At 69.0% G+C, this 24,013-nt stretch carries 22 protein-coding genes; 11 read left to right on the forward strand and 11 right to left on the reverse strand.

Annotated elements, in window-relative coordinates:
• Positions 1-86 precede the first annotated feature (86 nt).
• Positions 87-1,256 (reverse strand): thiolase family protein, encoded by a 1,170-nt coding sequence (locus G361_RS0136880; protein WP_026343953.1) that lies wholly within the window; start codon positions 1,254-1,256, stop codon positions 87-89.
• A 99-nt stretch (positions 1,257-1,355) separates the two neighbouring features.
• Between G361_RS0136880 and G361_RS0136885 the strand changes: the two genes are divergently transcribed.
• Positions 1,356-1,853, forward strand: coding sequence for a winged helix-turn-helix transcriptional regulator (locus G361_RS0136885; RefSeq protein ID WP_019932174.1), 498 nt, complete (start codon positions 1,356-1,358; stop codon positions 1,851-1,853).
• A gap of 25 nt (positions 1,854-1,878) precedes the next feature.
• Here G361_RS0136885 and G361_RS0136890 read toward each other — a convergent pair whose 3' ends face one another.
• Entirely contained in the window at positions 1,879-2,952 is a 1,074-nt protein-coding gene (locus tag G361_RS0136890) for an ABC transporter ATP-binding protein (RefSeq protein ID WP_019932175.1), read from the reverse strand.
• A gap of 157 nt (positions 2,953-3,109) precedes the next feature.
• Here G361_RS0136890 and G361_RS0136895 point away from each other — a divergent pair, with 157 nt between their 5' ends.
• From G361_RS0136895 to G361_RS0136915, 5 genes are all read left to right on the forward strand, one after another.
• Positions 3,110-3,655, forward strand: coding sequence for a hypothetical protein (locus G361_RS0136895; RefSeq protein WP_155981967.1), 546 nt, complete (start codon positions 3,110-3,112; stop codon positions 3,653-3,655).
• A gap of 124 nt (positions 3,656-3,779) precedes the next feature.
• Entirely contained in the window at positions 3,780-4,559 is a 780-nt protein-coding gene (locus G361_RS0136900; RefSeq protein WP_036496210.1) for an LLM class F420-dependent oxidoreductase, read from the forward strand.
• A gap of 128 nt (positions 4,560-4,687) precedes the next feature.
• Entirely contained in the window at positions 4,688-4,816 is a 129-nt protein-coding gene (locus G361_RS51550) for a hypothetical protein (RefSeq protein ID WP_255359893.1), read from the forward strand.
• 4 nt (positions 4,817-4,820) lie between these two features.
• Complete coding sequence (locus tag G361_RS0136910; protein WP_019932179.1) at positions 4,821-5,942, forward strand: YeiH family protein; 1,122 nt, start codon at positions 4,821-4,823, stop codon at positions 5,940-5,942.
• 161 nt (positions 5,943-6,103) lie between these two features.
• Positions 6,104-6,403, forward strand: a complete 300-nt coding sequence (locus G361_RS0136915) for a hypothetical protein (RefSeq protein ID WP_026343954.1) — start codon at positions 6,104-6,106, stop codon at positions 6,401-6,403.
• A 7-nt stretch (positions 6,404-6,410) separates the two neighbouring features.
• On the opposite strand, the gene G361_RS51995 is transcribed toward G361_RS0136915, so the two are convergent.
• From G361_RS51995 to G361_RS0136940, 3 genes are all read right to left on the reverse strand, one after another.
• Entirely contained in the window at positions 6,411-9,629 is a 3,219-nt protein-coding gene (locus G361_RS51995) for a tetratricopeptide repeat protein (protein WP_019932181.1), read from the reverse strand.
• A gap of 507 nt (positions 9,630-10,136) precedes the next feature.
• The gene (locus tag G361_RS0136935) at positions 10,137-11,207 is read right to left on the reverse strand and encodes a hypothetical protein (RefSeq protein WP_019932182.1); all 1,071 of its coding nucleotides are present in this window, start codon (positions 11,205-11,207) and stop codon (positions 10,137-10,139) included.
• Complete coding sequence (locus tag G361_RS0136940; protein WP_019932183.1) at positions 11,207-12,520, reverse strand: hypothetical protein; 1,314 nt, start codon at positions 12,518-12,520, stop codon at positions 11,207-11,209. Before G361_RS0136940 ends, G361_RS0136935 begins: the two co-directional genes overlap by 1 nt.
• Positions 12,521-12,690: 170 nt before the next feature.
• Between G361_RS0136940 and G361_RS0136945 the strand changes: the two genes are divergently transcribed.
• Both G361_RS0136945 and G361_RS0136950 read left to right on the forward strand, forming a co-directional pair.
• The gene (locus G361_RS0136945; protein ID WP_019932184.1) at positions 12,691-13,245 is read left to right on the forward strand and encodes a lipoprotein LpqH; all 555 of its coding nucleotides are present in this window, start codon (positions 12,691-12,693) and stop codon (positions 13,243-13,245) included.
• A 6-nt stretch (positions 13,246-13,251) separates the two neighbouring features.
• The gene (locus G361_RS0136950) at positions 13,252-14,043 is read left to right on the forward strand and encodes a hypothetical protein (protein WP_019932185.1); all 792 of its coding nucleotides are present in this window, start codon (positions 13,252-13,254) and stop codon (positions 14,041-14,043) included.
• Positions 14,044-14,102: 59 nt separating this feature from the next.
• Here the strand turns inward: G361_RS0136950 and G361_RS0136955 are convergent, their stop codons facing one another.
• Together G361_RS0136955 and G361_RS0136960 are read right to left on the reverse strand one after the other, a co-directional pair.
• Positions 14,103-14,834 carry a glycoside hydrolase family 25 protein gene (locus G361_RS0136955; protein WP_036496212.1) on the reverse strand — a complete coding sequence of 244 codons (732 nt, stop codon included), beginning with the start codon at positions 14,832-14,834 and terminating at the stop codon, positions 14,103-14,105.
• A 92-nt stretch (positions 14,835-14,926) separates the two neighbouring features.
• The gene (locus G361_RS0136960; protein WP_019932187.1) at positions 14,927-16,261 is read right to left on the reverse strand and encodes an MGH1-like glycoside hydrolase domain-containing protein; all 1,335 of its coding nucleotides are present in this window, start codon (positions 16,259-16,261) and stop codon (positions 14,927-14,929) included.
• Positions 16,262-16,437: 176 nt separating this feature from the next.
• Here G361_RS0136960 and G361_RS0136965 point away from each other — a divergent pair, with 176 nt between their 5' ends.
• Positions 16,438-17,127: an SDR family oxidoreductase gene (locus G361_RS0136965; RefSeq protein WP_019932188.1), complete on the forward strand. Its 690-nt coding sequence runs from the start codon at positions 16,438-16,440 to the stop codon at positions 17,125-17,127.
• A 133-nt stretch (positions 17,128-17,260) separates the two neighbouring features.
• Entirely contained in the window at positions 17,261-18,100 is an 840-nt protein-coding gene (locus tag G361_RS0136970; protein ID WP_019932189.1) for a polysaccharide deacetylase family protein, read from the forward strand.
• A 10-nt stretch (positions 18,101-18,110) separates the two neighbouring features.
• Here the strand turns inward: G361_RS0136970 and leuS are convergent, their stop codons facing one another.
• Complete coding sequence (leuS, locus tag G361_RS0136975; RefSeq protein ID WP_019932190.1) at positions 18,111-20,993, reverse strand: leucine--tRNA ligase; 2,883 nt, start codon at positions 20,991-20,993, stop codon at positions 18,111-18,113.
• A gap of 166 nt (positions 20,994-21,159) precedes the next feature.
• Between leuS and G361_RS0136980 the strand changes: the two genes are divergently transcribed.
• Positions 21,160-21,561, forward strand: coding sequence for an SdpI family protein (locus G361_RS0136980; RefSeq protein WP_026343958.1), 402 nt, complete (start codon positions 21,160-21,162; stop codon positions 21,559-21,561).
• 16 nt (positions 21,562-21,577) lie between these two features.
• On the opposite strand, the gene G361_RS0136985 is transcribed toward G361_RS0136980, so the two are convergent.
• The 3 genes from G361_RS0136985 to G361_RS0136995 all read right to left on the reverse strand — a co-directional run bounded on the left by G361_RS0136985 (position 21,578) and on the right by G361_RS0136995 (position 23,979).
• The gene (locus G361_RS0136985) at positions 21,578-22,351 is read right to left on the reverse strand and encodes an ABC transporter permease (RefSeq protein ID WP_026343959.1); all 774 of its coding nucleotides are present in this window, start codon (positions 22,349-22,351) and stop codon (positions 21,578-21,580) included.
• A gap of 29 nt (positions 22,352-22,380) precedes the next feature.
• Positions 22,381-23,334 (reverse strand): daunorubicin resistance protein DrrA family ABC transporter ATP-binding protein, encoded by a 954-nt coding sequence (locus tag G361_RS0136990; RefSeq protein WP_019932193.1) that lies wholly within the window; start codon positions 23,332-23,334, stop codon positions 22,381-22,383.
• 126 nt (positions 23,335-23,460) lie between these two features.
• Complete coding sequence (locus G361_RS0136995) at positions 23,461-23,979, reverse strand: EXLDI protein (protein WP_019932194.1); 519 nt, start codon at positions 23,977-23,979, stop codon at positions 23,461-23,463.
• Positions 23,980-24,013 lie beyond the last annotated feature (34 nt).

A 24,013-nucleotide genomic window follows, 5' to 3' on the forward strand; every position in this document is an offset into this window, starting at 1 on the left:
TGCTCCCATCTATGTAGAACGGATCTACATAGATGTTAAAACAGGGTCCGAGATCCGCATCGCAGACCCCGGACCCGAGAGGTTCCTTACAACCGTTCGTAGATGGTCGCGTTGGCCAGCCCGCCGGCCTCGCACATGGTCTGCAGGCCGAATCGGGCGCCGCGCTCGGCCATGGCGTGGATCAGGGTGGTGGCCAGGCGGGCACCCGAGGCGCCGAGCGGGTGGCCGATCGCGATCGCGCCGCCGTGCACGTTGACCTTCGACAGGTCGGCGCCGGTGTCCTGGGCCCAGGCCAGTACCACCGCGGCGAACGCCTCGTTCACCTCGAACAGATCGATATCGGACAGTTGCAGCCCGGCCCGTTGCAGCACCTTGCGGGTGGCGGGGATGACCGCGGTCAGCATGAGCAGCGGATCGTCACCGGCGACGGCGAAGCTGTGCAACCGGGCCAGCGGCCGCAGGCCCAGTTCCTTCGCCTTCTCGCTGGTGGTGATCAGGACCGCGGCGCTACCGTCGTTGATCTGGCTGGAGTTGGCGGCGGTGATGTTCCAGCCGATCTCCGGGAAGCGGGCGCCGTACCCCTCGTGGTAGAACGCCGGGCGCAGGCCGCCCAGGGTTTCCAGTGAGCTGCCGACGCGGATGCCCTCGTCGGTGGTGAGCCCGGCCAGCGGCGCGAGTTGCGCCTCGAACAGGCCGTTCTTCGTTGCGGCGGCGGCCTTCTCGTGGCTGGCGAGGGAGAACTCGTCCATCGCGGTCCGGCCGATACCCCAGCGGGACGCGATCAGTTCGGCGCTGATGCCTTGGGGCACAAGCTCTTCCGGATAGCGCTCGGCGAAGGCCACGCCGTTGAGGTCGGTGGCGCCGATGGTGCTGGAGCCCATCGGGATTCGGCTCATCGACTCCAGGCCGGCGGCGACCACGACATCGTAGGCGCCGGCGATCACGCCCTGCGCCGCGAAGTGGATGGCCTGCTGGCTGCTGCCGCACTGCCGGTCGACGGTGGTCGCGGGGACCGATTCCGGATAACCGGCAGCCAGCGCGGCCCGCCTGGTCACGTTGACCGACTGCTCGCCGACCTGGGTGACCACACCTCCGATCACGTCGTCGATGAGACCCGCGTCGACTCCGCTGCGGTCCACCACCTCGCGCAGGCTGTGCGCGAGCAGGTCCACCGGGTGTACTCCGTGCAGGGCGCCGGTCGCCTTGCCCTTGCCGACGGGAGTGCGCACGGCTTCGACGATCACTGCGTCTCTCATGGCCAGTCCTTCCGATTGTCGCAATCGGCCGGCTACCTGACTCGGCCGATCTAAAGTCAGAGTAGGCCCTGACGATAGTTGCCACAAGTCAGATGAGCTATGATGTCCGTCATGGCCGTAGTTCTGGAAGGTCCGTTACGCGATCTCGCCTCCTGGCAACCCGACGAATGCTCCATCGCGAAGGCGCTGGATGTGATCGGCACGCGCTCGGCGATACTCATCCTGCGTGAGGCGATGTACGGCACCACGCGGTTCGACGGGTTCGCCGGCCGGGTCGGCATCACCGACGCCGCCGCCGCGACCGCGCTGCGCCGGCTGACCGAGGCCGGACTGCTGCGTAAACAGCCCTATCGCGAAGAGGGTAAGCGCACCCGGCACGAGTACGTGCTCACCGAATGCGGCCGCGACGCGCTGCCGGTGGTGCTGGCGTTGTGGCAGTGGGGCGACAAGTACCTGCAGGACGGGGTGCCGCCGCTGGAACGGGTCGATGACGACACCGGCGAGCCGGTGCGGCTGGACCTGCGCGCCGCCGACGGCACCGAGGTCCCGCTGGAGAATGTGCGGGTGCGACTGAACAGATCCTGGCGCCGCCGCTGACCGAGCGGCCCGCGGCGGCGACCGGTCAGGCCAGCCGGCGGCCGCTACCCGGATCGAAGAAGTAGGTGTGCTCGGCATCCGTGCCCAGCGACAGCCGCTCGCCCTTGGCCGGCGGATTGCGCCAATCGACCCGGGACACGATGGTCTCGCCGGTGCCACCCTCACCGACCGTGCGGCCGTAGACATAGGCGTCGGAGCCCAGCTCCTCCACCACATCCACCTCGATCGCGATGCCGTCGGCCGCGATCTCGAAATGCTCCGGCCGGATACCGACCACGACCGACCCCTCGGCGGTATCGGTGACGCTGCGCGGCACCGGCAGCGTACGGCCGCCGAGTGTGACCGCGCCGTCGCGCACCGGCAGCGTGAACAGGTTCATCGCCGGTGAGCCCATGAATCCGGCGACGAACAGATTCGCCGGATCCCGGTACAGATCCCGCGGGCTCGCGCACTGCTGCAACAACCCGTCCTTCAACACCGCGACCCGATCACCCATGGTCATGGCCTCGACCTGGTCGTGGGTGACATAGACGGTCGTGGTGCCCAGCCGCCGCTGCAACTGCGCGATCTGGGTCCGGGTCTGCACCCGCAGCTTGGCGTCCAGGTTCGACAGCGGCTCGTCCATCAGGAACACCCGCGGCTGCCGGACGATGGCCCGCCCCATCGCGACCCGCTGCCGCTGCCCACCGGACAGCGCCTTCGGCTTCCGGCCCAGGTACTCCTCCAGATCCAGCAGCTTCGCGGCCTCCAGCACCCGCTGATCCTTCTCCGCCTTCGGCACCTTCGCCATCTTCAGCGCGAAACCCATGTTCTCCGAGACCGTCATGTGCGGGTACAGCGCGTAGTTCTGGAACACCATCGCGATATCGCGTTCCTTGGGCTCGGCGTGCGTGACATCCTTGTCGCCGATCAGAATCCGCCCACCGTCGACATCCTCCAGTCCGGCGAGCATCCGCAGCGAGGTCGACTTCCCGCAACCGGACGGCCCGACCAGCACCAGGAATTCGCCATCGGCGATCTCCAGGTTCAACTGATCGACAGCGGGCTTGGTGGAACCCGGGTACAACCGGGTCGCTTGGTCGAAGGTGACCGTGGCCATGCTGAATCAATCCCTTCACCGGCAGGAACGTGCCGGACGATCCGAGTAGAGGGGGTCTTCCGTGACAGGACCAGTACGTTAGCCCCTGTGGATACTGCCGGCGAGGCGCAGGTGTGCGGAAACCTCGCACAGGTCTCTGCTGGTTGAGTGAGGACTCATGTCTGTTTATCACGGGCGTTGCCGGATAACCGTTGCGTCCGTTGCGGCGCTGTTTCCCCAGCGGGTGGCGGTGCACCTGCGTGGTCATGTGTATGCGGCCGTGCTGGAGGGTGTTGCGGGTGCGTCGTGTGTGGTCGACGAGGACTCCTGGGAGTTGTTGTTGCAGCACTGGGTCGATGGGGAGTGGCGGGCGAATGTGCGCAACCTGGTCGGTGAGTGGATTGCCGACGGGGATGTGGAGCGGCAGATGATCCGCAGTAAGGACCGTGACTGGTCTAACGACCGGGACGAGCGGAACCTGATCGTGATTCTGGAACGTGCGGTCGGCAGGGATCTCGGGGATGACCGGGACCGCGGGAGTGTGCGGAACACGGCGGTTTCCCACGTTCGTGCCACAGCGGTCACTCGTGCCACGGCGGCGCGGTCGGAACAATTCGTGGAGCCGGATATCGGGCCGGTGCGCGCGGCGCCGTCGACCGGCCGGCCGGTGCCGGAACCGGTACGCCGGGAGCGGCCCGGGGTGCGTCGGCCCGGGGTGGGGTGATGCTCGGTCGCTGTGAGCTGCGGTGACGCCGGGGTCTCGCACGCGGGGTGGTGGATCGGGCGTGGGGGGCGGGACGCGGGTAACGTCGGGCACGCAGGCCACCCGAGAACGAGGAGAGGCAGATATGGCGACTCGACCGGTTCGCGTCGGCGTTCAGATGCAGCCGCAGCAGGCACCCGATTACGGTTTGATCCGGGATACGGTGCGGCGGGCCGAGGATGCGGGTGTGGACGTCGTGTTCAACTGGGATCACTTCTATCCGCTGTACGGGGATCCGGACGGGGCGCACTTCGAGTGCTGGACCATGCTCGGGGCGATCGCGGAGCAGACCGAGCGGGTGGAGTTGGGTGCTCTGGTCACCGGTACGGGGTACCGGAATCCCGATCTGCTGGCGGATATGGCGCGGACCGTCGATCACATCTCCGGTGGGCGGTTGATCCTGGGGATCGGGGCGGGGTGGTTCGAGCGGGACTACGACGAGTACGGGTACGAATTCGGTACGGCCGGTTCGCGTCTGGCCTTGTTGAAGGAGCATCTGGGGCGGATCGATGCGCGGCTGAAGAAGTTGAATCCGGCTCCGCTGCGGCATATTCCGATTCTGATCGGGGGTGGCGGCGAGAAGAAGACGCTGCGGTTGGTCGCCGAATATGCCGACATCTGGCATTCCTTCGCGAAACTCGATGTGCTGGAGCACAAGTCGAAGATTCTCGCGGATCACTGTGCCGCGGCCGGCACCGATCCGGCGGGTATCGAGCGATCGGTGGGGTGGCCGGGACCGGAGCAGGCGGCGGAATTCGTGGCCGGCGGCGCGACGTTGTTCACCATCGGTACCGGCGGGCCCGATTACGACCTGACCCAGGTGATCGAGGCCGTGCGCTGGCGGGACGAGTTCAACGCGCGCTGAGCATCGTAGAGCCGCTTCCGCGCGCTGTCCGGGCAATTCGGACATGTGCTCACGGTGATTTCATTCGTTCCTCACCGTGATGGCCGGCCCCATCATTGCGGCTGACCATCACGGGTGAGGAGTCGGTCATGAGTAGTCCGGGGCCCCGGCGGCAATCCGTTGCCGCGCGGATCGGTGTCGACTGGTGGGCGGTCATCGTCACCGGTGTTTTCGTCGTACTCGCCGTCGCCGGCGTGCTGCCGAGAATTCCGTGGTGACGTCATGGCAACCGAAACAGCCACTGTCGCTGCGGATTCCGGCGACACGTCACAGTCCGCGGTAGGTCGGGTCCTGGCGTATCTGCCGGGAATTCTGCTGCTGATCGCGATCGGCCTGCTGGGCAAGTACACCGAGATCTGGGTGAACAGTTTCGCCAAACATCACCACTGGCAGTTCCCGGATATCGAATATGTGTTGTGGGCCATCGTCTTCGGCTTGATCATCGCCAATACCGTTGGCGTGCACCGGATTTTCAAGCCCGGTATCGGTACCTACGAATTCTGGCTGAAGGCCGGGATCGTCGCGCTCGGTTCCCGGTTCGTGCTCGGTGATGTGGCGAAGCTGGGCGGGACCAGTTTCGTGATCATCCTGATCGATATGACCATCGCCGGTGCGATCATCCTGGCGGCGTCGCGGCTGCTGGGGTTGTCCGGCAAGCTCGGTTCGCTGCTGGCGATCGGCACCTCCATCTGCGGCGTCTCGGCAATTGTGGCCTCGCGCGGGGCGATTCGTGCCCGCAACGAGGATGTCGGTTACGCGATCGCGGCGATTCTGACGCTGGGGGCGGTGTCGCTGTTCCTGTTTCCGGTGATCGGGCACGGAATCGGTTTGACCAACCACGAATTCGGTCTGTGGGCGGGCCTGGCCGTGGACAACACGGCCGAGACCACCGCGACCGGATACGCGTATTCCGATGCGGCGGGCAAGGTTGCGGTGCTGGTGAAGTCGACGCGCAACGCGCTCATCGGATTCGTGGTCCTCGGCTTCGGCCTGTACTGGTCCGCGCGTGGCGAGGCCGATGCCATCGCGCCGGGGGTGCGGGCGAAGGCGTTGTTCGTATGGGAGAAGTTCCCGAAGTTCGTCCTCGGCTTCCTGGCGGTGTCGGCGCTGGCGACGGTGCACTGGATCAGCGCGAAGCAGATCACCAACCTGGCCAACGTGTCCCGCTGGGCCTTCCTGCTAACCTTTGCCGGGGTCGGCCTGAACACCAACTTCCGGGAGTTGGGTCGCACCGGCTGGCGGCCGTTGGTCGTCGCCGTGGTCGGCTTGGCCGTGGTCGCGACGGTGTCGCTGGGCCTGGTCCTGTTCACCTCCCGGGTCCTGCACTGGGGTTTGGTCAACTGATCGGAATACGTTTCGATCGGTAATCGCCGCGCGGTCCCCGGGCCGCGCGGCGATCGCGTTCGCACCCCGGGACCGGGTCGTCACATGCGTGAGTACTAATGTGTTCTATCGGCTCCACCTGTCCGTACCGCTGGAAAATCCGCTGGAAAAGGAGAGGTTCGATGACTACTGCACATGCGGTTCACCCCGATCACGACCATATTCACGGTCCCGGTTGTGGACACGAGTCGTTCCACCATGGTGATCATGTGGACTACGTCCACGACGGTCATCTGCACCGGGAGCACGAGGGGCATTTCGACGAATGCGAGCCGACCGGCCACGTCGAGCACACCGCCGCACACGATCACGTACACGGCGAGGGTTGTGGACACGCGGCTATTCAGCACGGCGACCATGTGGACTACCTGCACGACGGCCATCGGCACGCTGTGCACAACGGGCACTACGACGAGCACTGACCGGGCGCTACGACGAGCACCGATGGGTGTCGACGGTGGCGAACGCCGCCCACAACAGCGGTGAATCCACCACCTGCCGGGTCTCGCGCCAGGCGGCGAGTCGCTCGCGCTGCCAGCGCAGCAGCGCCTCGACCGGGTCCGGTCGCTCGTGCGCCGCATCGATCGCGCACACCGCGTCCTGCAGCGGCCGTGCCTGCGGTCCCGCCGCGCCGAAGCGCTGGAACGCCAGATCCGTCGGCAGCGTCCACCGACTCGCGGTGACCAGCTCGGCGCCGCCGTGAATCATCGCCGCGAGCAGTCCGAGGGCCTCCCCGAAACGCAGGTCCCCGCCGCTCTCACAGGCGATCAGCGCAACCCGGCCGGGAATCGGCCACATGCGCGACCCGTCGACCGGATCGGCCGCCGCCGCATGCGTGCCCAGGATCAGATCCTTGGCCGACAGCGGCCGGTGGATCCGGTCGACCGGGGCGAAACCCGTGGTGGCGTCGGTGCACGCCAGATGCAGCCGGGCTTCCTCGCTGCGTCCGGATTCCGGCGCCGCCGCCGTCACATGCCCCACGTAGACCAACCGTGCGGCACCCGCCCGCAGCGCGTGCCCGAGCCAGTCGCGATCGATATCGGTGCGCCGAAAGGCGTCGACCGGATCGCCGACCGCCGGCCGCAACCGGTCGCCGTATTCCGCGACGCGGCGCGCCAGCGGGGCCTGTCCGTCCATCCGGCCCAGCACCGAACCCAGCGGGGAGTCGGCCCGGAAGCCCGGCACCCGCGGATCGAGTACGGCCACGACCGGCAACGCGCGATCCGCCGCCCAGGACCGCGCCACCCGCCCCGGCGCGTGCACCAATCCCGTGGGTGCGAGCGTGCCGATATCGGCGATATCGAGCAGCCGCACCTCCGGATCCGGTGCGAGCAACTCCCACGGAATCCGGGCCACCCGTGGCGACGGCTGCCACCGCACATACGGCCGCACCCCGCTCGTCCACAGCCGATGCAACTGCTCCCCCAACCGGAACGGGAGAAACACCCGCGAAAGGTACTGGGCCAGTTCATTTTCGGCGTCGAATGTGGCCAACTCGCCGCTGATGAAGGCGGATTCGAGCCCACCGGGCATCTCGGGCCGAGGCAGCGCCGCGGCGAACCGGGCGACCGCCGCCTCCACCTGCCCCTCGGGAATCACCGCCACCCCAGGCGTATCCACCTCCCCGGCCCAGTGCCAGGACAGATACAGATCGCCCGCATCGGCCATCCGCACGAATACCGTGGGCTGTCCGTCAGCGCCGACGGTTCGCTCATCCGCCGAACCCGGAACCGTCGCCGAGCGGGCGGATTGCGCGGACGAACCGCGCACGGTTCGAATCGCCGTTGCGGCCCTTGCGTTCTGTGGATCCGCCGCTGGAGGTTCCGATGGTGACACTGCGCGGCCGGTGCCGGTGATTGCCGAGTCGCCGGATGGTCGGCCGGTGCCGGTGGTTGCCGAGGCACTGGACGTGATGGTTGTGGAGTCGTCGGACCCGGTCGCTGCCGAGTCGTCGGATCGGCTGAGCACCGTGCTGCCTGAGCGGGTGGGCTCTGAACCGGCCGATCGGGTGGGCACCGAATCGGTGGCGACCGCAGGGCCGGTGGCCGATTCGGCTGTCGGCTCGAAGGGGGTGGTGGCCGATGTGCTCGGCGGCGTGGTGTCGTGCCCGTCCAGCGTGGGACGCGGGTGGGTGGGTTCGGTGGTCGCGGGGAGGGTTCGCGTGTCGCGAATGGTGCGGTGGTAGCGGGCTTCCGCGGTGGCGATGTGGTCGGCGAGGGCGATGTGGCCGTCCGGGGCGACTCGTACCAGGGGCGGGGGGCCCACGGCTAGGCCCGCGCTCGCCGCCAGGTCGGACAGGGCGGTGCCCAGGGTGGCTGCCGCCGAAATCGTAGGGGCCGTGGGTGATTCGGGTGGGGCTTCCGGAATGGTGAGCGGGATGGTCGTGGCTCGTTCCGCGGGTTGGCGGTCGGGGGCCGGTATTGCTCCCGCACAACAGGTTTCGACCAGGTCTGCGATCACTCGGGCATCGCGGGCGGCGGTGGCGAAGCGGAATGCCAGGCGTACGGCGGGTTCGGCGAGGCGGGTGTGCCACTGTTGCCGGTGGTAGCCGTCGGCGAAGGTGTGGCGGACGGCATCGATGGTGAGTGCGGCCGGTACCGCCAGGTCCAAGCCGTTGCGGGCCGGATCGTCGCCGGTCGGGTGTTCGGCGAGCAGGGTCGCGCGCCAGAAGTCGATGTGTGCGCAGTCGAGGCCGCGGCCGTGCCGGGCGTAGGTGTCGAATGCCTCGGACAGTAGGCGTTCCGCCGCGTCGGGACGGCCGGATCGGGCCTCCGCCACGGCCGTCCGGAGCTGAACCTCGGCGGCCTCCAACACCGCACCGGAGGCGCGGAAGTGGTCCGAACTGCGCCGATACCACTGCCGCGCCGCGACCGGGTCGCCGGTGCCGTCGGCGAGGAAACCCCGCAACTTCCAGCCGATCGCGGCGCGCGGGCCGAGCCCGTTCCCCTCGAACCACTCCTGGCTCGCGTCGAGCAGCGGCCGGGATTCGTCGAATTCCCCGGCCCGCAGGTGCATCATCGCGAGATTCTGCTGGGTCTCGGCGATTCCGTTGCGGTCACCGGCCTCGGTGAAGGCGTCCAGCGCCTGGCGCGCGAAATCGATGGCCAGCGTGTCCCGGCCGGTCTCGAAGTAGACCGCGGCCAGATTCATCAGCGGATGGCCGAGCAGTTCCGGGGCGAAAAGCATGGCGGCGTCGAGGGATTCGGTGGCGTTCGCCAATGCGTCCGACCAGCGCCGGCCGTGGATCGCCACCGCGGTGATCGACAACAGGCAGGCGACCCGCAGACCACCGAACTCCGGATCGTCGCCGAGCAGGTCACGCGCCTCGGTGAGCGCGGCCTGCGCCGCCTCGAGATCACCGAGATGCTGCAACGCCTGGGACATGTCGACCAGCGCGGTGGCCCGCATCCGGATCGCGTCATCGGGGATGTCCGGCAGTGCGGTGCGATACCAGTCCAGCGCCGCGGCGTGCTCACCGAGCAGATCACACATGGAGGCCGCATTGACCATGGCCGCCAACCGAACCCGGCCCCCGGCCGTATCCACCGCCGCCTCGAACATCCGCCGCGCCTGCGCCACGTCACCGGTCTGATAAACAGCCGCCGCCTCGTGTAGCGGTGCCCAGTCGTCCGTGCCCGCCTCGCTCATCCGCCCACCTTCCGCACCGGCCGCAGCGGTACGTCACCGTTCCGGGAGCCACCTGCCCTCGAAGCGCCGGTGCCGCAGGTGATTCCGGCGACTCTCGGGGCAATGGTGCGGCAGGCTATCCCGGCGACCTTTGAAGCGCCAGTGCCGCAGGCGATCCCGACAACTCTCGGAGCCGTGGTGTGGCAGGCGGTCGCGGCGACCCTTGGAGCGGTGGTGCAGTAGGCGGTCGCCGCGACCCTTGCTGTGGCAGTGCAGCAGTTGATCTCGGCGGCCCTCGGCGCGGCAGCGCGGCAGCTGATCCCGACGACCCCCGGAGTGCTGGTGCGGTAGGTGGTCGCGGCGACCGCCAGAGCGGTGGTGCCGCAGACGATCCCGACGGCATCGGCGCTTCTCCCTGCCGCAGGTCGAACGACCACCCGGCCGGATTCGCGGTCACCCTGCCGGGGACCTGCATGCTCACCGTGCCATCGAGATCCGGCACAGTATGCCCCGAGCGCTGTCCACATCTCAGAAATCCGTCTCCGTAGCCGCTATCTCGGCGAGCAGCGGGGCCTCGTACGGGTCGTCGCCGGCGAGGGCCGCGCGACGCAGCCGGGTGGTGGCGAAGTCTCGGATGCGTTGCCGGAGTTGCTCCGCCGGAACGGATTCGGCCGGGCCCATCCCGGGGACCCGGACGGTCACCGTCACCGGGGCGCCCGGATCGAGCAGTGGTGCGAGTCCGTACCAGTAGTCGCCGGTGAGGGTCAGCGGGGTCGGTGCGATGGCGGCCGCGAATGCGGTGGGCCGCAGGTGTTCCGGTACGAGGCGGCGCAGTCCGGGGGCCGCGACGGCCCGGACCCGGACGTTGGTGGCGCCGTCGGCGCGCACGACCTCCCAGGAGACGGCACGTTCCGAGGCATCGAGGATGCCCGGCGGGCAGCGGTACCAGTCCCAGCCGGTGACGCCGCGGGCCAGGACCGTCGCATCGCGCGTCGCGGCATCCGCGGCTCCGGCGGCGAGGGCGTAGTCGTCGGCGCGGCCGGAGGACGGTACGGTGCCGAATTCCTCGGCGGGCGTGCGGATCGTGCCGAAGTCGTCGTCCGGATCCGGTTCGCCGAATGCGTCGGCGCCGTCCACCAGCGCCTCGCATTCGCCGGTCAGCGTGGCGATCTCGGCGGTGAGCAGCCGATCGTCCAGCGCCGCGATGGCATCGATGGCCGAGGCGGGCCACCAGCGGGCCGCCCAGTGCGCGTAGCCGAGGCGCCGGGCGGCGGCCGCCAGGGCGGGTAGGCCGGGCCGGGCCGTTGCCTGCCGTGGCGCGCCGTCGAAGTCGGCGACCGCCAGCGCGACCTCCTCGCCGTACACGGCCCAGATCCACTGCTGGGCGAGATCCGGATCGTCGAGTACCGCGGCCGGAATACGATTGCCGGAGAACAGGTTCCAGGTCAGCTGGGCGCCGGCGGCGGTCAGCACGAGGGTGTCCGGACCGGTCGCCGCCTCGGCGAGGGTGGCGGTCGCGGGCGGGGCGACGAGCACCGTGCCGTCGGGGCCGCCGCGCACCTCGACTTCACCGCTGTCGAAAGGGATTTCGGGATTCATCAGCTCGCCCTCGATTCGGCCGGGACCGTATCGGGTTCGGTCGCGAGGGCGCCGAGGGCCTGTTTCACCCGCATTCGGTGGTCGAGGACGACCGAGCGGGCGACCCCGTCGAGGACGTCCCACAGTTCGTCGGTGGCGGTCATCGGTAGTTCGCGCACGTCCCGGCCGTGCAGGCGGACCCACAGGCGGCGCAGGTACGGCTGCCAGGGGGCCTGGAGTTCGGCGGCCACGGCGGCCAGCGGGCCGGTGGCCGCCGGGTCCGGATGGACGGACATCCGCCGGGCCTGCAGGACGTAGGCCTCGCGTCGCCAGCGGCCGTTGATCACCTGCTGCGCGGCGGTTTCCGGTTCGGCGCCGGTGGTGGTGGGCCGCAGGCCGAGGGCCAGTTCGGCGCCGGCGGTCGCGGCGACCCGCAGCGATTCGTCGAGCAGGGCCCACGGCGCGCAGCTGCGCGCGATCTCGGCGTCGACCAGTTCCGGGATCTCGGGCAGGTCGGCGCGTTCGGCCGCGGCCTGCAACACGGTGAACACCCGCTCGTGGACGGTGCGGTCGAAGGGGCGGGCCAGGGTGGCCTTGGCGGCGCTCGTGCCGAGTTCCGGTCGGCGCGGGGCCGGATGCACGGTCAGGCCGAGATGTCTTGCGGTGGGCGGGGTTTCGGCGGACCAGAGCCGGATGCCGAAATGCGTTCCGGCGCGGGCGTTCAGCAGGGTGGTGAAGATGGCGTGGCCGTCGGCGGGTGTGCGGCGCAACCGGCTGGTCGCGCAGATCTCCAGCAGCGCACCGATTTCCGCGGTGTGCGAATTGCGCGGGCCGCCGCTGCTGGGCCGTCGTTGCCAGGCCAGGTCGATCAGTTCGGACAGGACGCGCGCGCGGACCGGGTCGGTGAGGTGGTCCTTCAGCGCCCGGGTGGTCCGGCCGGCGGTGAACTCGTGCAGTTCGCGCACCGCGGACTCGGCGATCGCCGTGCCGCGCACCGGATCCGGTGCGCCGACGGTGCTCGCCAGTTCGAAACAGCGCTGGAAGTACAGATCCTGTGGATTGCCCTCGGTGATCCGCAGCGCGCGCCGCACCTGCTTGCAGACGGTGAACCAGGCGGCGGTGGCGCGCAGAACCTCGGCGGCGGCGGTGAGCCGGACCGTCACCTCGATCGCGCCCTCGGCGGTGAGGATCGGGCCCGCGCACTGCGGATGCTGCACCGGGCGCAGCACCAGGGGATCGAGGATCAGCTTGACGGTGCGGCTCAGTGGGCCGCCCTGGGGACCGGACAGCGGCTCGACGCCCTCGATCCGGCGCCAAACCTCGTCCAGCACCATCGCGCGCGGCCGTCGCATTCGACCAGGTTAACCAACCCGTGCCCGGATCGGCCAGGGGAAAACCTGGGATCGGTAGGGCGCGAACGATTCCTACCTTCATGACATCGGTTCCACCACGGAGCCGGAAGTACCGAAGCGAGCGGCAACGCTCCCGACATCGAGGAATTCCGATGAGCACTGCAACCATTCGTCTCTGCACCGCCGCCGTCGCCGCGTCCGCCGCGCTGGCCCTGGTCCTCACCGGCTGTGGCGACAGCAAGCCCGCCGCCGCGCCGGCCACCCCGGCGCCGGGCTCGTCCGCTCCGGCGGGACCGGCCGGACCGGCCGCGCTGTCCGGCAAGTCGACCGTCAGCGTCGACGGCACCGCGCTGGCCGGCTCGTTCGACACCACCTGCGCCAAGCAGGGCGACGTGCTCGCGCTGGCCCTGACCGACAATGCGAACGGCACCTACGGCACCCTCGCGGTGGCCGCCACGGTCACCGGCACCGGGACCGTGCAGGCGGTCGGCATCACCGGCAGCAAGGGCGGCTCCAGCGGCCTGCCCTACGCGGTCGGCTTCGGCAAGGGCCAGCCCGGCGGTTCGGCCCAGTCCACCAAGAGCGGCAACACCTTCCACGTCACCGGTGAGGGTGTCGGCGCGCCGGATATGACCAACCCCACGGCCGGCCCGAAGACCTCGAAGTTCGACATCACCTTCTCCTGCTCGACCATCGTGGGCGGGTGATCGGCGATGCGGACCGCGATCCGGGCCGCCGCCGCGACGTTCTTCGTCGTGGCGGTGGGCTGGTACCTCTGGCACGGCCTCACCTACCGGGCCACGGATGCCTTCGGCGGCGCCGTGTTCGGCTGGGTGGGCTGGCAGATGGCCCTGCCGATCGTCGCGTTGTCGGTGGTGCCGGTGGCCTTCGTGCTCACCAGCACCGCCGTGACCGGGGGCAACAGCCCCCGGTTCCGGGACGGGCAGCTGGGCATCGGCACCGTGGAGTCGTTCCGGCAGACCGGGCTCTACGTCAACGAACAGCCGCAGCTGCGCATCGAGATGCAGGTGGAGGGCGCCGGGGGCGAGAACTTCCGGTCCCACGCGAAGATGGTCGTGCCGCTGGCCGAACTGGCGCTGCTGCGACCGGGTGTGGTCCTGCCGGTGCGATATCTGCCGGGCCGCACCGATCGGGTCGAGATCGACCACTCCGGCGATCGCTCGGCGGTGCAGCGAGCCATGAACGAGACGATGATCCGCAAGGGCTTGACCACTCGCGCCGCCCTCGACGTGGCCGAACGCGGGGTGGCCGCGCAGGCGGTGGTGCAGACGCTGTCGGTGCCGGGCGAGACCCGCGACGACAGCACCAAGGTGGACCTGCACCTGCTGATCACCCGTCCGGACGGCAGCACCTTCACCGCCGCGGTGCAGAAGTTCGTCCCGCAGCGCAATATCGGGCAGGTGCAGGTCGGCCGGATCGTGCAGGTCCGCTATCTCGCCGAGAACGAGCGGGAAGTGGTGCTGGCCCTGCCGGTGAACACCTGATCCACCGATACGGACACGGCCGCCGGCCTCGGAATCGAGGCCGGCGGCCGCATGTCGTGTCACATATTGGCGAAGCGGGCGAAGGTGCCCTGCGCGCCGCTGTAGACGTTCATATCGGTCTTCCCGCTGATCCCGGGGATGAATCCGGAGTCGGTGGTCTGCCAGAAGGTCCAGGCGGGCCAGCCGCCGGGGACCTCCGGCTGCTCGTTGCCGCGATAGTCGGCGATCCACAGCGGGTAGCGGGTGAACTCGGTGGAGTTCGCCATTGCCGACTTCCAGAAGTTCGGATAGGTGTAGACGATCGGCAACCGGCCGGTCAGCGCCTGCACCGTGTTCAGGTACCGGTGCGTCCAGTCGATCAGGGCGGCGGGGGCCAGCCCGTCGGACTCCTCGAGGTCGAGCACCGGCGGCAGGTCCAGCGGGCCGTTCTGCCCGAGCACCACCGCCGCGTACAGGGCGGCCTGCTGCTCCGGCGACTGGTTCGGATGGGCGTAGTGGTACGTGCCCCGGGCGATTCCGGCGTTGCGCATCAGCACGCTGTCGGCGACGAAATAGGGGTTGAGATAGGTCACACCCTCGGTGGCCTTCAACATGGCGAAGTTGTGCCCCGCAGAGCGCACATCACCCCAGTTGATCATCCGGCCGTCGACGTGCTGCCAGGACGAGACGTCCGGTCCGGTCGGGTCGGCTGCCGCCGTACCGGTTGCCGAAAATACGCCGGAGACCGAGATTGCGAGCAGGGCTACAAGGGCGCGGCGAAGTTTCGGGCTGGTCACGGGAAGCTTACGCATGATCAACAGGGTATTCGAAAGACAAACCGGTGACCACCAGCGGCACTGTGATGTGTTACTAAAAAATTGCTGTCGATTCGGTCAAGATACGGTCACCCCAGCCAGTCGAGAACCGAGGCCGCCGTCCAGGACTGCTGCATACTGCCCAGCGGCTCACCGGTGAAGGGCTCGTAGTACTCGGCGAAGCTGCCGTCGCTGGCCTGCCGCAGGCCCTCGGCCCGCAGCATGAACGAGCGCTCGGCCCAGCCGCGGCGGGCGAACACCCAGGAGAACAGCCAGCTCATCACCGGCCACACCGGTCCGCGCCAGTATTCGCGCGACCGGAAATCCTTCGAGACCGGCGAGGTGGACGGCGGCAGCGCGTACCGCAGATCGGGATGTCCGCAGAATCGCGGGCCCTCGAACAGCCGCAGCAGGCTGCGCTCCCCGTCGCGCGGCAGTCCACCGCACAGCAGCGGCGCGAACATCGCCAGCGTCTCGGTACTGATCCACCGGCCCAGCCGGACGTCGAAATCGCGCGCGGCGCCGGTGCGCGGATCGGTGGTGGCGATCACCCCGGCCCGGAAGTAGTCGGCCCATTCGTACAGTTCCCGCACATCGGCGTGCGGCATCCGGTAGTCCTCGCCGATCCCGGCCAGCACCTCGTTGGCCAGCGCGAAGATGGCGGTGACGAAGACGTCCTCCACAGCGAAGGACATCGTCGAGGCCAGTTGGAAATCGTCGTATCCACATCGGCGCATCTGCTCGACCAGCCACAGGTAGCGGTCGTACTCGCGATCGCTGGGCCGTTCGGTGGGATCCACCAACTGGATGTCGGCGCGCTCGTAGGCCAGCAGATCGCCGGGTACGACGTTTTCGTAGGCGCGGTCCCAGCGCGGCGAGTTGTCCATCCCGGACTCCCACCCGTGATACAGCGTGATCCGGCCGTTGTGCTTCGTGTCGCGAGCGTTGGCCAGCCAGCGATGCCAGCGCATCAGATCCGGCCAGCGCCGGTCCAGGAATTCCTCAGCGACGGCCCGGGTACTGCGCCCGTGCCGGCGGGAATGGTCGAGAATCCGCTGCACCGCGATGGCGTGCACCGGCGGCTGGGTGATACCGGAGGTGTCCGGGCCGTCCGGCGCGTTGGTGGCCAACCGGCGGCATTCCCAGCGCGCCGGTCCGGGGAAGTAGCCGTCCACGCCGTTGGCGAAGACGATGTGCGGGATCATCCCGTTGCGCCACTGCGCGGACAACAGGGTGTCGAGTTCGGTCACCGCGCGTTCCACACTGAGCGGCGCCAGGCCGACCGCGACGAAAGCCGCATCCCAGCTCCACATGTGTGGATACAATTTCGGCGCCGCCGTGGTCATGGTCCCCAGGTCGTTGCCGCGCAGCAGGTACGCGGCGCGGGCCGCCAGCTGGGTCGGCGTGAATCCGGGCCCGTTCATCCCCCCATTGTGCGATGACACGCGCAAGTACGCGCGCTGCGTGAATTCCACACCCTCCGCCCGGCGTGGCGCCGGCAGCCTCTCGGTAGTGCTCACCTGTGCTCGCCCTCGCTTCGTGATACGAGATGTGGTCATCCGTGCATCGCCGGAGGTCGCTTTCCGGTTACCGTGATCGCATGGTGACCAGCTCCGAACCGCTCGCCTTGATCACCGGCGCCAGCCGTGGCCTGGGAGCGGCGATCGCCCGCGAACTGTCGGGAACCCACCGGCTGCTGCTCGGCGCCCGCACACCCGCCGCGCTGACCGGGATACTCGCCGAACTGCCGCAGGCGCAGCCCTGGCCGGTGGACCTCACCGACTACGACGAGGTGGCCCGGGCCGCCGCCGCGATCGACCGGCTGGACGTCCTGGTCCACAACGCCGGAATCGCCGAATTGGGCACGGTGGCAGAATCTTCCGTGGAACTGTGGCGAAATGTCATGGAGGCCAACCTCATCGCGGTCGCCGAACTGACCCGGTTGTTGCTGCCCGCCCTCCGCGCCGCGAAAGGTCATGTGGTGCTGATCAATTCGGGTGCCGGTATCCGTGCCGCCGCGGGCTGGGGCGCCTATGCGGCGAGCAAGTTCGCCCTGCGCGCCTTCGGCGACTCGCTGCGCCAGGAGGAACTCGACCTGCGGGTGACCTCGATCCACCCCGGTCGCATCGATACCGACATGCAGCAGGCCATCGTCGCCGGCGAGCACCGCGACTATCGGCCCGAGGACTTCCTCACCGCCGACACGGTGGCGCAGGCGGTCGGACACGCCGTGCGGACCCCGCGCGACGCCCACCCGGTCGAGATCGTGCTGCGCCCCGTCCCGCGCTGAACCGGCCACGTCGTCCCGGCCGTTCGCGAACCGCCGAGCGGACCGAAGCAATACCGTTTCACGTCCGAATCACCCGTTTCCTGCGATAGGTTCGCGAGCGACAGGTTCGACCCGCCGACACGGTAGGTGCGACATGAGAACCGATCCGACCCGGCGGCAGTGGCTGATGCTGCTGGCCGCCGGCACCGTGGCAAGCCTGACCGCCGCCTGTTCCGCGGCGAAGCCGGCCGTGAGCGATTCCCCCAGACTCGGTGCCGCCGGCGTCGGCGTCGGTGGCGGCGGGTCGTCCGCCGCGCCGCGGCCGCCGATGCTGCCGCCCCCGCCGCGTGGCCCGCGCACGCCGATCGCGGCCGAGACCATCACCGGTCTGCCCGGTGACGGCACCAGTCTCGCCCTCACCGTCGACGACGGTGTCAATCCGGATGTGGTCGGCGCCTACATCCAGTTCGCCCGCGACACCGGCGCTCGGTTCACCTTCTTCGTCACCGGCTGTTACGACTCGTGGACGATCAATCGCGACGCGCTGCGTCCGCTGGTGGAGTCCGGTCAGATCCAGCTCGCCAACCACACCTGGGATCACCCGTCACTGACCCGCCTGTCCGCGGGCGGCGTCGCCGAGCAGCTGAACCGCACCAGACAGTTCCTGCACGACACCTTCGGGGTCGACGGCGCACCCTACTTCCGGCCGCCGTACGGCTACCACAACGCGACGGTCGACCGGGTCGCCGCCGACTGCGGGTACACCGTGCCGGTCATGTGGTACGGCTCCCTGTCGGATGCGGGCCTGGTCACCGAGGACTACATCGTCCAGATGGCCGACCAGTGGTTCAACAACCAGGCGATCGTGATCGGCCACGCCAACCACCCCCCGGTGACCCACGTCTACGGCCAGCTGGTCGACGTCATCCGCGCCCGCAAACTGTCCATGGTGACCCTGAACGACGTCCTGCAACCCCCCGGCGGCATCGCCTAGCGGGCCGAGCTCACAGAACGACGTTCACCAGGCGGCCGGGGACGACGATGATCTTGCGGGGTTCCTTGTCGCCCAGGAACTCTCGCAGTTTGCCGTCGGCCAGGGCGACCGCCTCGATGGCCTTCGCGTCGGCGTCGGCCGCGACGCTGATCCGGCTGCGGACCTTGCCGTTGACCTGGATCGGGTACTCGACCGAATCCGCCACCAGCAGAGCGGGATCCGCGACCGGGAACGGGCCGTGGGCCAGGGCCGCGGTGTGCCCCAGGCGTTCCCACAGTTCCTCGGTGATGTGCGGGGCCATCGGCGCCAGCATCAGGACCAGCGGTTCCACCACCGCGCGCGGCGCACCCTGCGGATACTGCTTGGTCAGGTGGTTGGTCAGCTCGATCAGTTTGGCGCCGGCGGTGTTGTCGCGCAGCGCGGCGTAGTCGCCGTCGACGCCGTCGATCGTGCGGTGCAGCAGGCGCAGGGTGGCGTCGGCGGGGTCGGCCTCGGTGACCCGGACCTCGCCCGACTCCTCGTCCACGACCAGCCGCCACACCCGCTGCAGGAAGCGGTGCGCGCCGACGACATCCTTGGTCGACCAGGGGCGCGAGGTGTCCAGCGGGCCCATCGACATCTCGTAGAAGCGGAAGGTGTCCGCGCCGTACAGGTCGTACATCTCGTCGGGGGAGACGGCGTTCTTCAGCGACTTGCCGATCTTGCCGTACTCCTGGAACACCTCGTGCTCGATACCGGCGCCGTCGGTCCAGAAGAACTTGTCCAGCCGCTCCTGGACCTCGGCCGCGGGCACGTAGGCGCCGCGCTTGTCGGTATAGGCGTAGGCCTGGATGTAGCCCTGGTTGAACAGCCGGCGGTACGGCTCGGGGCCGGACACGTCGCCCAGATCGAACAGCACCTTCTGCCAGAACCGCGCGTACAGCAGATGCAGTACCGCGTGCTCGACGCCGCCGACGTACAGGTCGACGCCGCCGGGATCGTCCGGGCCGTGCTCGGCGGGCCGCGGGCCCAGCCAGTACCGCTCGTTCGCCGGATCGGCCAGGGTCTCGGTGTTGGTCGGATCGGTGTAGCGCAGCTGGTACCAGGAGCTGCCGGCCCACTGCGGCATCACATTGGTGTCGCGGCGGTAGGTCTTCGGGCCGTCGCCCAGATCCAGTTCGACGGTGACCCAGTCGGTGGCCTTCGCCAGCGGCGGCGAGGGCTCGGAGTCGGCGTCGTCGGCGTCGAAGGTGACCGGGGCGAAATCCTTCACCTCCGGCAGCTGCACCGGCAGCAGTTCCGTCGGCAGCGGATGCGCGACACCCTCCTCGTCGTAGACGATCGGGAAGGGCTCGCCCCAGTACCGCTGCCGCGCGAACAGCCAGTCGCGCAGCTTGAACTGCACGGTGCCGATGCCGTGCCCGTCGGCCGCCAGCCGCTCGACGACCTTCGCCTTGGCGGCCTCGACGTCCAGGCCGTCCAGATAGTCGGAGTTGACCAGGACGCCGTCGCCGGACCAGGCCGACTCCGTGATGTCACCGCCGGAGATGACCTCCACGATCGGCAGTCCGAAGGCGGTCGCGAACTCCCAGTCGCGCTGGTCGTGGCCCGGGACGGCCATGATCGCGCCGGTGCCGTAGCCGATCAGCACGTAGTCGGCGACGAAGATGGGCAGCCGCGCGTCGTTGACCGGGTCGACGGCGTACGCACCGGTGAAGACGCCGGTCTTCACCTTGTTCTCCTGGCGCTCCAGGTCGGATTTCGCGGCGATCGAACGCCGGTATGCCGCAACGGCTTCCGTAGGGGTGGCGGCGCCGGAGGTCCAGCGCGGATCCACCCCGGCGGGCCACTGCGCCGCCACCAGGCGGTCCACCAGTTCGTGTTCGGGGGCCAGCACCACGTAGGTCGCGCCGAACAGGGTGTCGGGCCGGGTGGTGAACACCTCGACGGTCGCGACCGGGCCGGCCGAATCCGCGCCCACCGCAGGGAATTTCACCCGGGCGCCGCGCGAACGGCCGATCCAGTTGCGCTGCATGGCCTTCACGTTGTCCGGCCAGTCCAGCCGCTCCAGATCGTCGATCAGCCGATCGGAGTAGGCGGTGATACGCATCATCCACTGCCGCAAGCGCTTCCGGAAGACCGGGAAGTTGCCGCGCTCGCTGCGGCCGTCGGCGGTGACTTCCTCGTTGGCCAGTACCGTACCCAGCCCGGGGCACCAGTTGACGATCGATTCCGACTGGTACACCAGGCGATACGAGTCCAGGACGGCCCCACGCTCGGCGGCGCTCAGCACGGACCAGGCCCGGCCGTCGTCGATCGGCCGTGCGCCGGAAGCGAATTCGGCCTCCAGTTCGGCGATCGGCCGGGCCCGCTGCGCCGATTCGTCGTACCAGGCGTTGTAGATGCGCAGGAAGATCCACTGCGTCCACTTGTAGAACTCGGGATCGGTGGTGGCGAACGAACGCCGCCGATCGTGGCCCAGGCCCAGCCGGTCCAGCTGGCGGCGCATGTTCTTGATGTTCGCCTCGGTGGTCACCCGCGGGTGCGCGCCGGTCTGCACCGCGTACTGCTCGGCCGGCAGGCCGAAGGCGTCGTAGCCCAGTGCGTGCAGGACGTTGCGGCCGCGCATCCGGTGATAGCGGGCGAACACGTCGGTGGCGATATAACCCAGCGGATGTCCGACGTGCAGTCCGGCGCCCGACGGGTAGGGGAACATGTCCTGGATGAACAGCTTGTCGGCCGGGATGTCGCCGTGCAGCGGTCCGGTCGGATTCGGCGCGAAGAAGGTGCCGCGGTCGGCCCACGCCTGCTGCCACTTACTCTCGATCCGGCCGGCCAGTTCGGCGTTGTAGCGGTGCGCGGGCACATCGTCGCCGACTGCGACGGTGGCATCGGTTGCGCGAGTGTCCTGCACGGTCCTGCCTTCTCGTTGGCCCAGTTCCCCGGATTGACGTCGCCCATCAGGGTAGAACCTGGTGGTCCCGGGACCCAAAAAGGGTGCCGTCCGCCGCCGGGGCGGTGACCGGCGTCATCGGCAGGTCCCGTGCCGTGGCCGCCCGTCGCGGGGTAGCGTGGACCTCGTGTTCGTGGTAGCGCTGGTCCTGTTCATGCTCGCGGCGGTCTCCGTCGTCACCGGGGTGCTCGGGTTCACCGGGACGCTGCCCCGCAATCGTTTCGTCGGTGTGCACACCGACGATGCCCTCAGTACCGAGGAAACCTTCCGCGTCGCCAACCGGGTGGCGGCCCCGACCGGTTTCGGAGCCGGCCTGCTGCTGGCCGTCGGCGGCGCGATCGCGCTGACCGCCGGACCGCTCGCCGGGCTCGCGGCCGCCGCGGTGGCCATGGTGATCGCGCTGTTCACCCTCGGCGCGGGCGTGAACGCGGCCGAGGCGGCCGTCGCCGCGCTGGTGCCGGTCCGGGAGTCCTGCGGCAGCTCCTGTGGAGCCTGCTCCCTGCGCGGCGCCTGCGAGTCGGCGAACTGATCGCCCCGGCCGTCGCTCAGCGGGTCTTGCGGCGGAACTGCGTCCGTGACCACCAGTAGCCCACCACTGCGAAGCCCACGCACCAGGCGACCGCGACGATCCCGTTGTGGCCGATCGGGGTGCCCGACAGCAGTCCGCGCAGGGTCTCGGTCATCGGTGTGAAGGGCTGATATTCGGCGAACTGCCGGACCCCGCCGGGCATGGTGTCCGTCGGCACCAGCCCGCTGCCCAGGAAGGGCAGGAACAGGATCGGGGCCGGGAGGTTGCTGGCGCTCTCCGGCGTCGACGCGGACAGTCCGAAACCGACACCGAGCCAGGCCAGTCCGAAGATCACCAGTCCGACCAGGCCGAAGGCCGCCAGCCAGGCCAGCGGATTCGCCCCGGAGCGGAATCCGATCAGGACACCGACGACGACCATCAGGATCACCCCCAGCAGCCCCTGGATCAGCGTGCCCAGCACCTGACCGGTGAGGATCGCCGCATGGGACATGGGCATGGTCCGGAAGCGGTCGACGATGCCCTTCGTCATATCCGAGGCCACCCCCACCGCCACCCCGGCGACCAGGTACGCCGGAATCATCAGCATCATTCCGGGCACCACGTAGTCGATGTAGCGCACACCCGACATGGCCCGGCCCAGCGCGCCGCCGAAGATGTAGTCGAACAACAGCAGCAACAGCACCGGCATGACGATCACGCCGATGGTCATGCCGGGATACCGCTTGGCGTGCACCAGGTTCCGGCGCAGCATGGTGACCGTGTCGGTCACCGGGGCGGTGGTCGTGCTCATGGGTCGATCCGCTCTCTGGTAGGTGGTGGTCATCGGCCGGCGGGGGTCCGGTCCGGGTCGCCGGTGAGGGTGAGGAAGACGTCGTCGAGGTCCGGGGTGTGCACGGACAGGCCCGCGGGTTCCAGGCCGGCGCCGTCGAGGCGGTCGAGTACCGCGCGCAGGGTGGCCACGGCGCCGTCGCTGGGCACCGCGAGGGTCAGATCCTCGGGCCGGGCCACGCCGCCGAGCAGGTCGGCGGCCGTGTCCAGTTCGGCGCGGTTGTCGAAGTCCAGCCGGATGTGGCCGCCGGGGACCAGCCGTTTCAGCTGATCCGGGGTGCCCTCGGCGACGATGCGACCGTGGTCGAGGACCGCGATCCGATGCGCCAGCGCGTCGGCCTCCTCCAGATACTGCGTGGTGAGGAAGATGGTGACGCCGCCGGCGACCAGCTCGCGGATGACGTCCCACATGGCCCGGCGGCTGCGGGGGTCCAGGCCGACGGTGGGCTCGTCCAGGAAGATGATCCGGGGTTCGCCGACCAGCGTCATCGCCAGGTCCAGGCGGCGCTGCATACCGCCGGAGTAGGTGCTCGCCACCTTGTTCGCGGCCTCGGCCAGATCGAACCGGGCCAGCAGCTCGTCGGCGCGCCGGGTGCGCTCGCGGCGGGGCAGATGCCGCAGATCGCCCATCAGCAGCAGGTTCTCCCGGCCGGTGAGCAGTTCGTCGACCGCCGAGAACTGGCCGGTCACGCCGATCAGTTCGCGCACCGGGCCCGGATCGACGGTGACGTCGTGCCCGCCGACGCGGATATCGCCCCCGTCGGCGCGCAGCAGGGTCGACAGGATGTGCACGGTGGTGGTCTTGCCGGCGCCGTTGGGCCCGAGCATGGCGTAGATCGTGCCGGCCGGGACGGTGAGGTCGATACCGTCCAGCACGACCTGATCGCCGAAGGATTTCCGCAGGCCGGCGGCCGAGATGGCGGGGGTTCGCGGGATATCGGACATGATTCCTCTTCGTTCGAAATTGATAAATGAATCGTTATGAATGCATGGGTCGGGTACGCCGCGACCATGGGGACGGCCGAGGTGGACGGTGTGCGGTTGTGGCCGGGCGCGGGGCCCGGCGGTCGATCAGATGTCGAGATCCTCGATGTGCGGATGCGATTCGAGGTCGGCCACCCGGCGGTACAACTTCGCCGGGATGTGGTCACGGAGGTCGTCGAGCGAATCGAACACCTGCATGTCGAAATCGCCCCACTCCTCCATCGGGGCGATGCCGAGCATCTTGCGCCAGTTGGTCAGATCCTTGAGCCAGTTGGCGTCGGTGGGGTAGTCCTTCCAATCCGAGTGCTGGGTGTGCAGCGCCAATTTGCCCTTCCGCGTGCGGAATACGCGGTACTGCTCGAGCTTCGCGCCGTTCAGGTCGCGCAACTCGGCCAGCAGCCGGCCGGAGAACCGGATCTGCCGGACGCCGTCGTGCCCGACCCGGAGCACCACTTCTTCGAAGCCGGCCATGCGGCCCTCCTCCAGTTCGATGAATCGGCGCAGCGCCGCGAGGATCGCGCCGGACAGATTGCCCCCCACGAGCTCCTGCGCGCGATCGAACAGCGGCAGGTCCTCGTCTTTCACGTAGACCGTCTTGTTGGGCATGCCTCCAATATACGTATATGTATACGTATAAGGC

The sequence above is a fragment of the Nocardia sp. BMG111209 genome, from assembly GCF_000381925.1.
In the GTDB taxonomy this organism is placed as follows: Bacteria; Actinomycetota; Actinomycetes; order Mycobacteriales; family Mycobacteriaceae; genus Nocardia.

Excerpts from the sequence above, each read along its gene's own strand:
- G361_RS0136935 (WP_019932182.1), bottom strand. The coding sequence starts at position 11,207 with ATGAATCCCGAAATCCCTTTCGACAGCGGTGAAGTCGAGGTGCGCGGC.
- G361_RS0136945 (WP_019932184.1), top strand. The coding sequence starts at position 12,691 with ATGAGCACTGCAACCATTCGTCTCTGCACCGCCGCCGTCGCCGCGTCC.
- G361_RS0136970 (WP_019932189.1), top strand. The coding sequence starts at position 17,261 with ATGAGAACCGATCCGACCCGGCGGCAGTGGCTGATGCTGCTGGCCGCC.
- G361_RS0136940 (WP_019932183.1), bottom strand. The coding sequence starts at position 12,520 with ATGGTGCTGGACGAGGTTTGGCGCCGGATCGAGGGCGTCGAGCCGCTG.
- G361_RS0136885 (WP_019932174.1), top strand. The coding sequence starts at position 1,356 with ATGATGTCCGTCATGGCCGTAGTTCTGGAAGGTCCGTTACGCGATCTC.
- G361_RS0136960 (WP_019932187.1), bottom strand. The coding sequence starts at position 16,261 with ATGAACGGGCCCGGATTCACGCCGACCCAGCTGGCGGCCCGCGCCGCG.
- G361_RS0136965 (WP_019932188.1), top strand. The coding sequence starts at position 16,438 with ATGGTGACCAGCTCCGAACCGCTCGCCTTGATCACCGGCGCCAGCCGT.
- G361_RS0136895 (WP_155981967.1), top strand. The coding sequence starts at position 3,110 with ATGTCTGTTTATCACGGGCGTTGCCGGATAACCGTTGCGTCCGTTGCG.
- G361_RS0136880 (WP_026343953.1), bottom strand. The coding sequence starts at position 1,256 with ATGAGAGACGCAGTGATCGTCGAAGCCGTGCGCACTCCCGTCGGCAAG.
- G361_RS0136915 (WP_026343954.1), top strand. The coding sequence starts at position 6,104 with ATGACTACTGCACATGCGGTTCACCCCGATCACGACCATATTCACGGT.
- G361_RS51550 (WP_255359893.1), top strand. The coding sequence starts at position 4,688 with ATGAGTAGTCCGGGGCCCCGGCGGCAATCCGTTGCCGCGCGGATCGGT.
- G361_RS51995 (WP_019932181.1), bottom strand. The coding sequence starts at position 9,629 with ATGAGCGAGGCGGGCACGGACGACTGGGCACCGCTACACGAGGCGGCG.
- G361_RS0136910 (WP_019932179.1), top strand. The coding sequence starts at position 4,821 with ATGGCAACCGAAACAGCCACTGTCGCTGCGGATTCCGGCGACACGTCA.
- G361_RS0136955 (WP_036496212.1), bottom strand. The coding sequence starts at position 14,834 with ATGCGTAAGCTTCCCGTGACCAGCCCGAAACTTCGCCGCGCCCTTGTA.
- G361_RS0136985 (WP_026343959.1), bottom strand. The coding sequence starts at position 22,351 with ATGAGCACGACCACCGCCCCGGTGACCGACACGGTCACCATGCTGCGC.
- G361_RS0136990 (WP_019932193.1), bottom strand. The coding sequence starts at position 23,334 with ATGTCCGATATCCCGCGAACCCCCGCCATCTCGGCCGCCGGCCTGCGG.
- G361_RS0136950 (WP_019932185.1), top strand. The coding sequence starts at position 13,252 with ATGCGGACCGCGATCCGGGCCGCCGCCGCGACGTTCTTCGTCGTGGCG.
- G361_RS0136995 (WP_019932194.1), bottom strand. The coding sequence starts at position 23,979 with ATGCCCAACAAGACGGTCTACGTGAAAGACGAGGACCTGCCGCTGTTC.
- G361_RS0136890 (WP_019932175.1), bottom strand. The coding sequence starts at position 2,952 with ATGGCCACGGTCACCTTCGACCAAGCGACCCGGTTGTACCCGGGTTCC.
- G361_RS0136900 (WP_036496210.1), top strand. The coding sequence starts at position 3,780 with ATGGCGACTCGACCGGTTCGCGTCGGCGTTCAGATGCAGCCGCAGCAG.